The following is a 13,396-nucleotide window of genomic DNA, read 5'->3' as shown; positions in this document are numbered from 1 at the left end:
GCGAAGCCCTGGCGTTTTTAACGCCGGCGGCCGCCCTGCAAGGCTTCCGGATTTGCCACACTAGCCGTTTCGCCAGCGTCGAAAGCGAGGATGTTCTTGAATGCCGCGGTGAAGTACTGCTCGTAGCTTTCGCGTTCCACATAGCCGATGTGCGGCGTGCAGATCACGTTTTCCATGCGCAACAGGCTGTAGCCCTGCAGAATCGGCTCGCTTTCGTAGACGTCGATCGCGACCATGCCCGGGCGGTTGTGCGACAGCGCATTCACCAGCGCGTTCTCGTCGAGCAGTTCGGCCCGGCTCGTGTTCACGAGCAGCGCGGTCGGCTTCATCCGCATCAGGTCTTCCTGTTTGACGATGCCGCGCGTGTCGTCGTGCATGCGCAAGTGCAGCGACAGCACGTCGCTCTGCTCGAACAGTGCCTCGCGGCTCTCGGCCACACCGAAACCATCTGCGCGAGCGGCTTCGCGCGAATGCTCGCGGCCCCAGATCAGGACGTTCATGCCGAACGCCTTGCCATAACCGGCCACCAGCCGGCCGATCTTGCCGTAACCCCAGATCCCCAGCGTCTGGCCACGCAATACCTGACCCAAGCCGAAGTTCGGCGGCAGCGCCGATGTCTTCAAGCCGGACTGCTGCCAGGCTCCTTGCTTAAGGTTTGCTACGTATTGCGGAATCCGCCGTTGGGCAGCCATGATGAGAGCCCACGTCAACTCGGCAGGCGCGAACGGTGAGCCGGTGCCTTCCAGCACGGCAATGCCGCGCTCGGTACACGCGTTCAGATCGATGTGGCTCGAGACCTTGCCGGTCTGGCTGATCATGCGCAAACGCGGCAATTTATCGAGGAGTTGTGAGCTGATGCGGGTGCGTTCGCGAATCAGGACGAGGGCGTCGACTTCGGAAAGACGGCTTGCCAACTGGCCGAGACCGCGGACGGTGTTGTTGAAAACCTTGACCTCATGGTCGGCCAGCAATTGAAAGCAGTCGAGCTTGCGAACGGCGTCCTGGTAATCGTCGAGGATGGCAATCTTCATGGTATGTGTCTTGCGACGCACCTTGGCGGTGCGGAACGGAGTGTTATGCTGACTGTCCCACCATGTGACCTAGGTCACATGCCGGTCTGGCTGAATGCCTTACCGTAGTAGCTACCGCACAGAATGGCAGCGCCACGGCAAGGCGGATTGACATCGTTTTTAACAGTTTGTTGCGTGTTGAGGCAAGCCGCTTTACAGACGGTTGCAGAAGCCCGTCGGCTGGCGTCTCCGCTCAACAGGCTGTGTAGCCCGGAACGACCTGCACAATTGTGCGTCGGGTAGCAGGAACCTGGCGTGAAGAATTGAATGCCTCTCGCATGCAGCGTCTCTGGGCTTGTACCGTTTTTCTATTGCTTTTTCAAAACGGAGACAAGTCGATGAACCACCCCTCATTCGAAGGACAGCCCACTATCGAGGCGCCCGCGTGGGTCAAACACCGAAAGCTGCTCGACTGGGTCCAGCGCGTTGCCGCGAAGACCAAGCCGGACAGGATCGTCTGGTGCGACGGTTCGCAGGAGGAATACGACCGGCTTTGCGCGCAGATGGTCGAAGCCGGCACGCTCAAGAAACTCAATCCCGCGAAACGTCCCAATTCTTATCTCGCATGGTCCGATCCGTCCGATGTGGCGCGCGTCGAAGACCGCACCTTCATCTGTTCGCAGCGTCGCGAAGACGCGGGTCCCACCAATAACTGGATCGCTCCGGCCGAAATGCGCTCGACGCTCGACGGCCTGTTCGAAGGCGCGATGCGCGGCCGCACCATGTACGTGGTGCCGTTTTCGATGGGCCCGCTCGGTTCACCGATCGCGCATATCGGCGTCGAATTGAGCGACAGCCCGTACGTGGTCACCAACATGCGCATCATGACGCGCATGGGCCGCAAGGTTTACGACGTGCTCGGCGAAGACGGCGAGTTCGTGCCGTGCGTCCATTCGGTCGGCGCGCCGCTCGCGGCCGGCGCGAAAGACGTGCCGTGGCCGTGCAACGAAACCAAATACATCGTCCACTTCCCTGAATCGCGGGAAATCTGGAGCTACGGCTCGGGGTACGGCGGCAATGCGCTGCTGGGCAAAAAGTGCTTCGCGCTGCGCATCGCGTCGACCATGGGCCGCGACGAAGGCTGGCTCGCCGAGCACATGCTGATTCTCGGCGTGACCTCGCCGGAAGGGCGCAAGCATCATGTCGCGGCGGCGTTTCCGTCGGCGTGCGGCAAGACCAACTTCGCAATGCTGATCCCGCCGGAAGGCCTGAACGGCTGGAAAATCTCCACGATCGGCGACGATATCGCGTGGATCAAACCGGGCAAGGACGGGCGCCTGTACGCGATCAACCCGGAAGCCGGCTACTTCGGCGTGGCGCCGGGCACTAGCGAAAAGACCAACTTCAACGCGATGGCCACGTTGAAGGAAAACGTGATCTTCACAAACGTCGCGCTCACCGACGACGGCGACGTCTGGTGGGAAGGCATGACCGACGAAGCGCCCGCGCACCTGATCGACTGGCAAGGCAAGGACTGGACGCCGGCCGGCGCGAAGGAAAGCGGCCGCAAGGCGGCGCACCCGAACGCGCGCTTTACGGCGCCGGCCTCGCAATGCCCGTCCATCGACCCCGACTGGGAAAATCCGGCGGGCGTCGCGATCGACGCGTTCATCTTCGGCGGGCGCCGCTCCACCACCGTGCCGCTCGTCACCGAGGCGCGCAACTGGGTGGAAGGCGTCTACATGGCGGCGACCATGGGTTCCGAAACGACTGCCGCCGCGGCCGGCCAGCAGGGCGTGGTGCGCCGCGATCCGTTCGCGATGCTGCCGTTCTGCGGCTACAACATGAGCGACTATTTCGGTCACTGGCTGAAGACCGGCAAGCGTCTGGAGGAACTGAACGCGAAGCTGCCGAAAATCTTCTGCGTCAACTGGTTCCGCAAAGGCGCGGACGGCAAATTCGTCTGGCCGGGCTTCGGCGAGAACATGCGGGTGTTGAGCTGGATGGTCGGCCGGATCGAAGGCTCAGCTCAAGGTGAGGAACATGCTTTCGGCGTGTCGCCGCACTACGAGGACATCGACTGGAGCGGGCTGAATTTCAGCCGCGAGCAGTTCGAGCAGGTCATTTCCGTCGACGACGCAGCCTGGCGCGCAGAACTCGCGCTCCACGCCGAGCTGTTTGACACATTGCAGCAAGGCCTGCCGCCGGCGCTAACGGAGGCCAAACGCGCGCTCGAAGGGAAACTCGCCGCGTGATCAGGTGAGTATTCACTTCGCACGAAAACCGCCTTCGGGCGGTTTTTTCTTTGCGGTCCACCGTCGCACTGCGATTTTTTCTGATTTCGCAATGCCGGAGCGGCCGTTGCGTCTGTTCGAACAAAAATGACAGTTCAAGCTGCACTGCAGCAGATTGTTTTGCTTCAAGGAACAATCGATGGTCACGCCCCACATTGGTGAACACAGTCGCACAAATATCGACAATATTTCCGCTTTCGCGGGCAACTTCTGCACGATTTCGCGAGTCGTAGGAGAATTCCAAGTTCGCTTCACTGGTTTTCACTAATTGTCAGGAAGCAGCAACACGGCAGGAGTTGTCTTATGGATCATTTGCAGTCGATGCGAGTTTTCGTCAGAGTGGCGGATCTCGGCAGTTTTGCCCGCGCTGCGAGCGCGATGGATATTTCCAACGCAGTTGCCACCCGTCACGTTGCCGACCTCGAAGGCCGTCTAGGTACGCGGCTGCTCAATCGCACCACCCGCAGCTTGTCTCTGACCGAATCAGGCCAGGTTTATCTCGAGCGCGCGCGCCAGATTCTCGACGAACTGGAAGACGTCGAGCAGATGGTGGTCGCGCGCAATCACGAGCCCGTCGGCACGTTGCGGATCGTCGCACCGGTGGTGTTCGGGCTGCACAATCTGGCACCCGTGCTCCAGACGTACGCGGAGCGCTATCCGAAAGTCATCCCCGACGTCACGCTGGTCGACCGCCAGGTCGATCTGGTCGAAGAAGGCTTCGACGTGGGCGTGGTGATCGCGCGGCAAATGCGCAGCGCGAGCATTGTCACGCGGCGTCTCACCACGGGTTGCATGACGGTGTGCGCCACGCCGGCGTATCTGGAGAAGCACGGCATGCCCACGCGTCCGGAGCATCTGCTCGAGCATCCGTGCCTGAGCCTGCCCTCCGAATATTGGGGCGACGAGCGCGTGTTCACCGGGCCGGAAGGCGAAGTGCGCGTGCGTCCGTCGAACGTGATCGTTGCGAACAACACGGAAATGCTGCGTCAGTTTGCGCTGCTCGGCATGGGCATTGCGATTCTGCCGAGCTATCTGATCGGCCGTGACATGACGCGCGGCAGGCTCGTACGCCTGCTCGGCGATTACCGGTTGCCGCAGGTCGAGATCAACATCGCGTATCCGAGCCGCCGTCACTTGCCGGCGAAAGTGCGCACGTTCATCGACCATCTGGTCGAGCATTTCAGCCAGACGCCGAACAGCCTGCTGGGTGAACAGTGGATCAAGGAGGACGGCCTCGGCCGGGCCGCCACGACGACGGCGCTCGATTCCGCGGAATCCATGCCGCCGGAAGCATTTGACGGCGCTGAGCCGCTCTCACGCCTGCTGGACAGCGAGTTATCGCCGCTGCCGAAGACGCTGGCCAAGACGACGCCTCGTACACGGCCCACGGCTTTGTCGCCGCTGTAAGTATTGGATCGATCAAGCCGGGAAAGCCGCCGCTAGGCGCTTGCCGGCGGACAAACAAAAAGGCGCGGTCACGTTATGTGATCGCGCCTTTTTTCATGGCAAGTCCAGATGAAGCAAGCCGGAAGAGAATCTTCTTCCGGCAGCCGGTTCGAATTACGAGCCGGTTTTACGCGCCACCGCCTTCTTGGCAGGGGCTTTCTTGGCCGCCGGTGCTTTTTTCGCTGCGGCCTTTTTGGCTGCTGGCGCGGCCTTTACCGCCACCGGCGTTTCACCGTCCTCGGATTCCGATTCCGACGCTGCGTTGGCCGCCGCCTTGGCCGCCGCGGTCTTCGCGGCAGTCTTTGCCGACGGCTCCTTCTTCTCGAACTCGAAGCCGATCTTGCCGTCGTTCTGCTTGACGAGGAAGGCCTTGAAGTTACGGCCGGTACGCGACGACTTGAAGTTCGTCAGCAGATCCGTGCGGCCTTCTTCGAGCAGCTTGGCCATCTGTTCGCGGGCGATTTCCTGCTGCAGGATCACCTTGCCAGAGCGGAAATCGCAAGTCTTCGGATTGGCGACCGAGTTCTCGCAGACGTAGCTCATGCCGTGCTCGAACACGCGGCCCTTGCACTTCGGGCACGCGCCCACCGGTTGCTGATCGGAGAAGTCAGGCGGTTCGCCGTCTTCGCCGCCCGCATCCTGGCCGAAGTCGAATTCGAGTTTGTAGTTCTTAATTTCGTCGTCGAGCGAGAGTTTCAAGATCGCCGAGAACGGTCGGCCCATCTTGCTGCGGAAGCCCGACAGCGGCCCGATCGTCTTGTTCTGCAGCAGCTCTTCGACTTCCGGGATTTCGAACTGACGTCCACCCGGAATTTTCGAGATCGAGAACTCGCATTTCGAGCAGGCGAAGCGCCGGTAGTTTTCCTTCACCTGACCGCCGCAATTCGGACATGGCGTCTGCAACGTCGCGTAATCACCCGGGATCGTGTCGGAATCGTACTCTTTCGCGCGCTTGACGATGGTCTGCGTCATGCGGGCGATTTCCTGCATGAACGCGTCACGTGGCAGGTTGCCACGTTCCATTTGCGACAGCTTATATTCCCACTCGCCGGTCAATTCCGGCGCCGTCAGTTCCTTCACACCGAGGCCGCGCAAGAGCGTCATGAGCTGGAAAGCCTTGGCGGTCGGAATCAGATCGCGGCCTTCGCGAATCAGATATTTTTCACCCAGCAACCCTTCGATGATCGCCGCACGCGTGGCCGGCGTGCCGAGCCCCTTGGCCGCCATCGCTTCGCGCAGTTCGTCGTCTTCGACGAGCTTGCCCGCGCCTTCCATGGCCGACAGCAAGGTGGCTTCGTTGTAGCGTGCGGGCGGTTTCGTCACCAGTTGCTGGGCGGCGATCTTGTCCGTCTTGACCTTCTCGTCTTTTTGCACCGGCACGAGGTTGGCGTCTTCGCCGCTGATCTCGCGGCCATAAACCTGCAACCAGCCCGGCTCGACCAGCACCTTGCCTTCGGTCTTGAAGTGATGCCCGACCACTTCCGTGATGCGTGTCGTCACCTTGAATTCGGCAGCCGGGAAAAACACCGCGAGGAAGCGCTTCACGACGAGGTCGTAGAGCTTTTGTTCCGGTTCGGACAGATTCTTCGGTGCTTGCAGCGTCGGGATGATTGCAAAGTGGTCGCTGATCTTCGAGTTATCGAAGATGCGCTTGTTCGGCTTCACCCAGCCCTTGTCGAGCACCTGCTTGGCGAACGGCAGATAGTTGTTGCTCTCCTTGAGCATGCCGAGCGTCTCTTTGACCGTATCCATATAGTCTTCCGGCAGCGCGCGCGCGTCGGTACGGGGATAGGTCAGCACCTTGTGCTTTTCGTACAGCGCCTGGGCGAGGCCCAAAGTGTTCTTCGCCGAGAAGCCGAAGCGGCCGTTGGCCTCGCGCTGCAAGCTGGTCAGGTCGAACAGGGCCGGCGAGAGCTGCGTGGACGGCTTCGATTCCTCGGTCACCGTGCCGATCTGGCCACGGCAGGCGGCGACGATCGTCTCAGCCGCGGGCAGCGCCCACAGACGCGAATCGCGTTTTTCCGGATCGAACTCGTCGCGCTTGAATTTCGGATCGAACCAGCGGCCTTCGTAGAAGCCGGCCGAGCAGACGAACTCCGCTTTCACTTCCCAATAATCGCGCGGCACGAAGCGGCGAATCTTCTCTTCGCGCTCGACCACGATCGACAGCGTCGGCGTTTGCACCCGCCCGACCGTAGTCAGGAAAAAGCCGCCGCCCTTGCTGTTGAACGCGGTCATTGCGCGCGTGCCGTTGATGCCGACCAGCCAGTCCGCTTCCGAGCGGCAGCGCGCCGCATCCGCGAGCGGCTGCATCTCTTCGTCGCTGCGCAGACGGGCGAAGCCGTCGCGGATTGCGCCCGCCGTCATGGATTGCAGCCACAGGCGCTGCACCGGCTGCTTGGCTTTCGCGTGCTGCGCGATCAGTCGGAAGATCAGTTCGCCCTCGCGCCCCGCGTCACATGCGTTGATCAGGCGGTCGACATCTTTGCGCTTGAGCAGCTTGGTCAGCACCTTCAGGCGCGACTCGCTTTTGGCGATCGGGTTGAGATCGAAGTGCGGCGGAATGACGGGCAGATTGGCGAAACTCCACTTGCCGCGTTTGACTTCATAGTCTTCGGGCGCGGCAATTTCCAGCAGATGGCCGACTGCCGAGGAAAGGACGTAGTCGTCGCTCTCGTAGTATTCGTCATGCTTGGTAAAGCCGCCCAAAGCGCGCGCGATGTCGTTCGCGACGGAAGGCTTTTCGGCGATGATCAGTGCTTTGGACATGACTCGATGTGAGGTTGGTAGATCAGGGTTGATGGCCGTGAGTGCGCTTCTGTTAGCGCGACCCTCGTTTGCGACCTTTGCGACCCATTAACGACCGCTTTATAGCACACGGCGCGAGACCGGCGTGTCAAGTGCGATAAAAGCGCGAAATCATAATTGCGTGCTCAGGCATCAGGCAAGCTGCGACAAACACCTTGTGCACCGCTCGCAACGCCCGGGCCGCTGGGCTCGCAAACCGGCGAGCCTGAATCAGGCGACAGCCAGCGCGGGCCGCAGTTTCGGCGCGCCGCTGACGCCGGGCACGGCCGTCAAATCAGACAACATCCGTTCCACAATCGCCGCCTGCGGCAAAACGGTGCCGAAGAATCGTGTCGTTACCGAGTCTTCGATCAGGATGGTCGGAAAATTCTCCACATCCAGATCCTCGAAACGGTCCGCATGGGTCTCTATATCGATCCATGCGAAACAGATTTCCGGGTGCCGGTCGGCCAGCTTGTCGAAAGCGTCTCGATACTCCCGGCAGGTTCCGCACCATTCCGCGCACAGGCAGGCAACGAACAGCGTCTCGGATTCGTTGACGCGCTCGGCGATCCGGTCTTGGTCGGTGTCGAGGTTTAGCGCGGGCATGGTGGTTCCTTGCGTACTTTTGTCAGGTGCTTTGGCGCGAATGTAGCATGGCCGATCCCGAATGGTGGTCAACTCTGATCAATGCGAGGTCAGCCGTGGCTCGTCCGCATGAAGCGGCCGCCGGGCAGCACGCTCACCTGGCCGGCGAGTTCGAGTTGCAGCAAGGTGGTTTGCAGTGCCGCGTCCTCCATCTCGGTGCGGGTGGCGAGAATTTCAAGCGTGGTGGGCGAATGACCGAGCGCGGCGAGGAGGCGCTGTGCTTCCGGGGCGACCGGTGGGCAAGGCGGCGCGGCGACCGGCGTCGCAGAACCTGCCGCTGCTGCTTCGGTCGGAGATGGTTCTGCCGTCTGTGCTCCAGCCGACTTGGGCTCGCCTGCTACCGTCCCGCTGACCGCTGATGTATTCGGTGAATCGACACCGCCCCAAAGAACGGCATGCGCCGACCCCGACGCCACCCGCGGCGCTGCCCGCCGCGCAAAGCCCAGCTCCTCCAGCACTTCATCCGGCGTTTCCACCAGCTTCGCGCCCTGCTTGATGATTCGATGACACCCGCGCGAGAGCGGTGCGTGAATCGAGCCGGGCAGCGCGAAGATATCGCGTCCCATCTCATTGGCGAGCCGCGCCGTGATCAGCGAACCGGAGCGCATCGCCGCTTCGACGATCACCACGCCGCTGACGAGCCCGGCGATCAGACGGCTACGCTGCGGGAAATTGGCGGCGCGCGCGGGCGTGCCGAGCGGCCATTCGGAGAGAATCGCGCCCTGTACCGCGATCTGGCGCGCCAGCGCGTGATGCGCCGCCGGATACACGAGGTCCGCGCCGGTACCGATCACGGCGACGGTGCCGCCGACGCCCTCTAACCCGCCCCGATGCGCGGCGCCGTCGATGCCGAGCGCGAGCCCCGAGACGACGGTGACACCGGCCACCGACAGTTCGCGCGCGAACCGCTCCGCGTCTTCGACGCCTTGCGGTGTAGCGCTGCGGCTTCCCACGAGGGCGACTGCTCGCGTATGCAACAGTTTCAACCGGCCCTTTATATATAGCAGCGGTGGCGGATCGGGCATGGTCAGCAGCGCCGGCGGGTAAGCGGGGTCGTCGAGCGTCACGACCTGATTACCGGGTTGCTCGCGCCACGCGATCACCGCGTCCAGCTGGGCCTCGAATCCGGGGCCCGTCGGCGCCAGCGCCGCGCGTGCCGCGGCTTCACCAGCAATCTCGGCGAGCGCCTCGGGCGTTTGATCGAAAATCGCTTTCGGCAATCCAAACGCGCCCAGCAGTAGGCGCAGCGCAGCCGGTTTTAGCCCCGGCGCGAGTGCAAGCCGCAGCCATGCGGCGAGTTCAATTTCGGTTGCGGGCAAGGTGTGCATTACGTGTCGATCCTCGTGCAGGGCCAGCGGGCAGGCGGGCGCCATGCTAAAATTTTCATCATCCGAAATAACTGCGGCGCCGCGCCCACCCGCGCGGGCTCGTCGTTTGGCGCACGAGGCGCGTTGAATCGAACCGGTTCGACACCATCTATCCTGTGCGTAACGCGACGGGCTCACAACCTGGCCGAAAGGCCAACGCGGGCCTTCCCAAGGTCAGCGGCGCCCGAAAATCACACTCGAGATCATGGCTTTACTGAATATCCTCAACTACCCGGACAAACGGCTGCACAAGATCGCGAAGCCGGTCGCGGAGGTCAACGACCGCATCCGCCGCCTCGTCAAGGACATGGCCGAAACCATGTACGGCGCGCCCGGCGTCGGCCTGGCCGCGACCCAGGTGGACGTGCACGAGCGCGTGATCGTGATCGACGTGTCGGACGACCACAACGAACTGCTCGCCTTCATCAACCCCGAAATTATCTGGTCGAGCGACGAAAGGAAGCTGTCGGAAGAGGGCTGTCTCTCGGTGCCGGGCATTTACGACAATGTCGAGCGCGCCGAAAAAGTGCGCGTGCGGGCGCTCAACGAGAAGGGCGAAACCTTCGAGATGGACTGTGAAGGCCTGCTCGCGGTGTGCATCCAGCACGAAATGGATCACCTGATGGGCCGCGTTTTCGTCGAGTACCTGTCGTCGCTGAAGCAGACGCGCATCAAGAGCAAGATGAAGAAGCTCGCCCACGCAATGTAATTCGCGTTCACCTCGCCTACCACTCCCGTTCATGAGTCATTCGTTGCGCGTTATCTTTGCCGGTACGCCGGAGTTCGCCGCGGCCGCGCTGGCCGCGATTCACAGCGCCGGTTTTCCGGTGCCGCTCGTGCTGACCCAGCCGGATCGGCCCGCCGGACGCGGAATGAAATTGCAGGCGAGTCCGGTCAAGCGCTATGCGCAGGAGCATGGTTTGACCGTCGCCCAGCCGCCTTCGCTGCGCCGCGCCGGCAAATATCCAGCCGAAGCCGCCGCCGCGATCGATCAATTGCGCGCCACGCCGCACGACGTCATGGTGGTGGCCGCTTACGGCCTGATCCTGCCGCAGGAAGTGCTCGATATTGCGCCGCTTGGCTGCATCAACATTCACGCATCGTTGTTGCCGCGCTGGCGCGGCGCAGCGCCGATTCATCGCGCGATCGAAGCGGGCGACGCCGAAACCGGCATTACGCTGATGCAGATGGATGTCGGCCTCGACACCGGCGCGATGATCTCCGAAGCGCGCACCGCGATTTCCGTCGACGACACGACGGCCACCTTGCACGACCGTCTCGCGCAAGACGGCGCGAAGCTGATCGTCGAGGCGCTGATCGAACTCGAGCGCACAGGCAAACTGGCGGCGACCCCGCAGCCCGCGGACGGCGTGACCTACGCGGAAAAGATCGGCAAGCAGGAAGCCGCGCTCGACTGGCGCCGCCCGGCGGCCGTGCTCGCGCGCCAGGTGCGCGCGTTCGACCCGTTCCCTGGCGGTGTCGGCACGCTTGAAGACGGCACGTCGATCAAGCTCTGGGCTGCGGTTCCCAGCGACGCGCAAGCCAGGAGCGCACCGGGCACGATCACCGACATCTCTCCCGACGGCGTGGTCGTAGCCTGCGGCGAAGGTGCGCTGCGTCTCACGCAATTGCAGAAACCCGGCGGCAAACGCCTGCCGGTGCGCGAATTCCTGGCCGGCTCGACGCTGGCTGTGGGGCAGCGCTTTCAACTTCCCGAAGCAAAGTAACACCGTCGCGCACGACCTGAACATCGTCCATTCGGACGATGTTCAAGACCCCGCTGGACAGGCCTGCCGCGCGTTAGAATCCTCCATGCAATAGCCCGGATTTCGAGGATTTCCATGTTCGGCATCACCCATTTCGAGTTTTTCGTCGCCGCGGTCTTTCTCCTGAACGTGACGCCCGGTCCCGATACGGCTTATATCGTCGGGCGCAGTGTCGCTCAAGGCCGTGGCGCGGGTCTCATGTCGGCGCTTGGCATTTCCGCCGGCTGCTGCGTTCACTCGCTCGCCTGCGCGTTCGGCTTGACCGCGCTGCTGGCCGCGTTGGCCACCGCATTCACGGTCATCAAGTTCGTCGGCGCTATTTATCTGATGTATCTCGGCGTGCGCCTGCTCTTCGCCAAGCCAGCCGCCAACCAGGCTGCGGGCGAAGCGCGCGCGGCCGGCGCGCCCAAATCGCTGCACCAGCTTTTCCTGCAAGGCTTCTGGACCAACGTGCTGAACCCCAAGGTGGTACTGTTTTTCGTGTCGTTCTTCCCGCAGTTCGTGACGACCGGCAGCGACCACAAAGCGCTTGCCTTCCTCACGCTCGGAGCGGTGTTCGTCGTGATGAGCATGCTCTGGAACAGTTTTGTCGCGTGGATCGCGGGCAGTGTGACGCGGCGCTTTTCGGGCCGGCCGTCGGTGAAGAAGTGGCTGGATCGCGGTGTCGGCAGCGCTTTCGTCGGCCTGGGCCTCAAGCTCGCCACCGCATCAAGATGATTGAATTTTCCCTGCGCGCCCATATCTAACATTTCGCTTACAATCGAGCGCCGCGATCACGCGGTGCAGATTTGAACCCCGCGTTAGGGCAAGGAGTTGCAGACATGTTCAATTGGGTCAAAACCGCGATGTTGATGGCCGCGATCACGGCCCTTTTCATCGTGATCGGCGGGATGATCGGCGGGTCGCGCGGCATGACGATCGCGCTCGTGATCGCCCTTGGGATGAATTTCTTTTCGTACTGGTTCTCCGACAAGATGGTCTTGCGCATGTACAACGCGCAGGAAGTCGACGAAACCAGTGCGCCGCAGTTCTATCGCATGGTGCGCGAGCTCTCCACGCGCGCCGGACTGCCCATGCCGCGCGTCTACCTGATCAATGAAGACGCGCCGAACGCGTTCGCCACAGGCCGCAATCCGGAGCATGCGGCGGTCGCTGCCACAACCGGCATTCTGCGCGTGCTGTCCGAGCGCGAAATGCGCGGGGTCATGGCGCACGAACTCGCGCACGTGAAGCATCGCGACATTCTGATCTCGACCGTTTCGGCCACCATGGCCGGCGCCATTTCCGCGCTGGCGAACTTCGCGATGTTCTTCGGCAGCCGCGACGAAAACGGCCGTTCCACGAACCCGATCGCGGGCATCGCCGTAGCGCTGCTGGCGCCGATCGCCGGTGCGTTGATCCAGATGGCGATTTCGCGGGCACGTGAATTCGAAGCGGATCGTGCCGGCGCGCAGATTTCCGGCGACCCGCAAGCGCTCGCTTCGGCGCTCGACAAGATCCATCGTTACGCGAGCGGGATTCCGTTCCCCACGGCCGAGCAGCATCCGGCCACCGCGCAAATGATGATCATGAATCCGCTGTCGGGCGGCGGCATCGCGAATCTGTTCTCCACGCACCCGGCCACCGAAGAGCGCATCGCGCGTTTGATGGAAATGGCGCGTACGGGGCGCTTCGAATAACGCCGCGCGGCACTCGCGCGGTGTGAGGAAGGGCGAGTCGGCTGACTCGCCTTTTTTATTCCGGCGCGACGGAGCGTGAGCTAGTGATGGCGCTGCGGATCACGTGAACATCATTCCCGTCACCGGCGTCTGAAGGTCCGCACCGGATCTTTGACCCTGCGCTTCAAATGCCGGTCTTCCCGCCTGCCGTGGATTTGCAATCGCTACGCTTATGGACTGCCCGCGGGCCGGTGCGTCGCGCCATCCCAAGTTCGCACCAAATCGCAGAACCCGCCCTCCAGCCCCACACTTTCCCGTTCGTCGCAGATCCGCGGTCGGCTCGCTCATAGACCGCCCGCCGGCCCGCTCCCCGCGCCACGCTACAATGTGTGCTGATTGTGTCGCGCGCTCCCGCGCGGC

10 protein-coding genes are annotated in these 13,396 nt (G+C 62.6%); 6 read left to right on the top strand and 4 right to left on the bottom strand.

Annotated elements, in window-relative coordinates:
* Positions 1-17: 17 nt before the first annotated feature.
* Entirely contained in the window at positions 18-1,031 is a 1,014-nt protein-coding gene (locus tag P0D80_RS13555) for a D-2-hydroxyacid dehydrogenase family protein (protein ID WP_132376428.1), read from the bottom strand.
* 377 nt (positions 1,032-1,408) lie between these two features.
* Here P0D80_RS13555 and P0D80_RS13550 point away from each other — a divergent pair, with 377 nt between their 5' ends.
* Together P0D80_RS13550 and gvmR are read left to right on the top strand one after the other, a co-directional pair.
* Positions 1,409-3,265, top strand: coding sequence for a phosphoenolpyruvate carboxykinase (GTP) (locus P0D80_RS13550; protein WP_408284456.1), 1,857 nt, complete (start codon positions 1,409-1,411; stop codon positions 3,263-3,265).
* Positions 3,266-3,607: 342 nt separating this feature from the next.
* The gene (gvmR, locus tag P0D80_RS13545; RefSeq protein WP_408176254.1) at positions 3,608-4,711 is read left to right on the top strand and encodes a transcriptional regulator GvmR; all 1,104 of its coding nucleotides are present in this window, start codon (positions 3,608-3,610) and stop codon (positions 4,709-4,711) included.
* Positions 4,712-4,864: 153 nt separating this feature from the next.
* Here gvmR and P0D80_RS13540 read toward each other — a convergent pair whose 3' ends face one another.
* From P0D80_RS13540 to dprA, 3 genes are all read right to left on the bottom strand, one after another.
* Positions 4,865-7,519, bottom strand: a complete 2,655-nt coding sequence (locus P0D80_RS13540) for a DNA topoisomerase III (RefSeq protein ID WP_408176253.1) — start codon at positions 7,517-7,519, stop codon at positions 4,865-4,867.
* Positions 7,520-7,768: 249 nt separating this feature from the next.
* The gene (locus tag P0D80_RS13535; RefSeq protein WP_132377009.1) at positions 7,769-8,146 is read right to left on the bottom strand and encodes a thioredoxin family protein; all 378 of its coding nucleotides are present in this window, start codon (positions 8,144-8,146) and stop codon (positions 7,769-7,771) included.
* Positions 8,147-8,235: 89 nt separating this feature from the next.
* On the bottom strand, positions 8,236-9,513 hold the full coding sequence (dprA, locus tag P0D80_RS13530; protein ID WP_408284448.1) for a DNA-processing protein DprA: 1,278 nt from the start codon (positions 9,511-9,513) through the stop codon (positions 8,236-8,238).
* Between the two features lie 244 nt (positions 9,514-9,757).
* On the opposite strand from dprA, the gene def reads away from it, so the two are divergent.
* From def to htpX, 4 genes are all read left to right on the top strand, one after another.
* Positions 9,758-10,261, top strand: a complete 504-nt coding sequence (gene def, locus P0D80_RS13525; protein WP_132376423.1) for a peptide deformylase — start codon at positions 9,758-9,760, stop codon at positions 10,259-10,261.
* 31 nt (positions 10,262-10,292) lie between these two features.
* Complete coding sequence (gene fmt, locus P0D80_RS13520; RefSeq protein WP_408284445.1) at positions 10,293-11,279, top strand: methionyl-tRNA formyltransferase; 987 nt, start codon at positions 10,293-10,295, stop codon at positions 11,277-11,279.
* Positions 11,280-11,393: 114 nt separating this feature from the next.
* Positions 11,394-12,035 carry a LysE family translocator gene (locus tag P0D80_RS13515; protein ID WP_408284442.1) on the top strand — a complete coding sequence of 214 codons (642 nt, stop codon included), beginning with the start codon at positions 11,394-11,396 and terminating at the stop codon, positions 12,033-12,035.
* A gap of 104 nt (positions 12,036-12,139) precedes the next feature.
* Complete coding sequence (gene htpX, locus P0D80_RS13510; protein WP_132376420.1) at positions 12,140-12,997, top strand: zinc metalloprotease HtpX; 858 nt, start codon at positions 12,140-12,142, stop codon at positions 12,995-12,997.
* Positions 12,998-13,396: the final 399 nt, after the last annotated feature.

The organism is Paraburkholderia sp. RL17-373-BIF-A, assembly GCF_046030175.1.
Lineage (GTDB): Bacteria > Pseudomonadota > Gammaproteobacteria > Burkholderiales > Burkholderiaceae > Paraburkholderia.
The sequence above is the reverse complement of the archived record's forward strand: the minus strand, read 5'-3'. Positions and strand labels throughout refer to the sequence as shown.

What these genes read in the sequence shown, in the direction of transcription:
- P0D80_RS13555 (WP_132376428.1), bottom strand. Translation starts at nt 1,031, where the DNA reads ATGAAGATTGCCATCCTCGACGATTACCAGGACGCCGTTCGCAAGCTC.
- P0D80_RS13550 (WP_408284456.1), top strand. Translation starts at nt 1,409, where the DNA reads ATGAACCACCCCTCATTCGAAGGACAGCCCACTATCGAGGCGCCCGCG.
- gvmR (WP_408176254.1), top strand. Translation starts at nt 3,608, where the DNA reads ATGGATCATTTGCAGTCGATGCGAGTTTTCGTCAGAGTGGCGGATCTC.
- P0D80_RS13540 (WP_408176253.1), bottom strand. Translation starts at nt 7,519, where the DNA reads ATGTCCAAAGCACTGATCATCGCCGAAAAGCCTTCCGTCGCGAACGAC.
- P0D80_RS13535 (WP_132377009.1), bottom strand. Translation starts at nt 8,146, where the DNA reads ATGCCCGCGCTAAACCTCGACACCGACCAAGACCGGATCGCCGAGCGC.
- dprA (WP_408284448.1), bottom strand. Translation starts at nt 9,513, where the DNA reads ATGCACACCTTGCCCGCAACCGAAATTGAACTCGCCGCATGGCTGCGG.
- def (WP_132376423.1), top strand. Translation starts at nt 9,758, where the DNA reads ATGGCTTTACTGAATATCCTCAACTACCCGGACAAACGGCTGCACAAG.
- fmt (WP_408284445.1), top strand. Translation starts at nt 10,293, where the DNA reads ATGAGTCATTCGTTGCGCGTTATCTTTGCCGGTACGCCGGAGTTCGCC.
- P0D80_RS13515 (WP_408284442.1), top strand. Translation starts at nt 11,394, where the DNA reads ATGTTCGGCATCACCCATTTCGAGTTTTTCGTCGCCGCGGTCTTTCTC.
- htpX (WP_132376420.1), top strand. Translation starts at nt 12,140, where the DNA reads ATGTTCAATTGGGTCAAAACCGCGATGTTGATGGCCGCGATCACGGCC.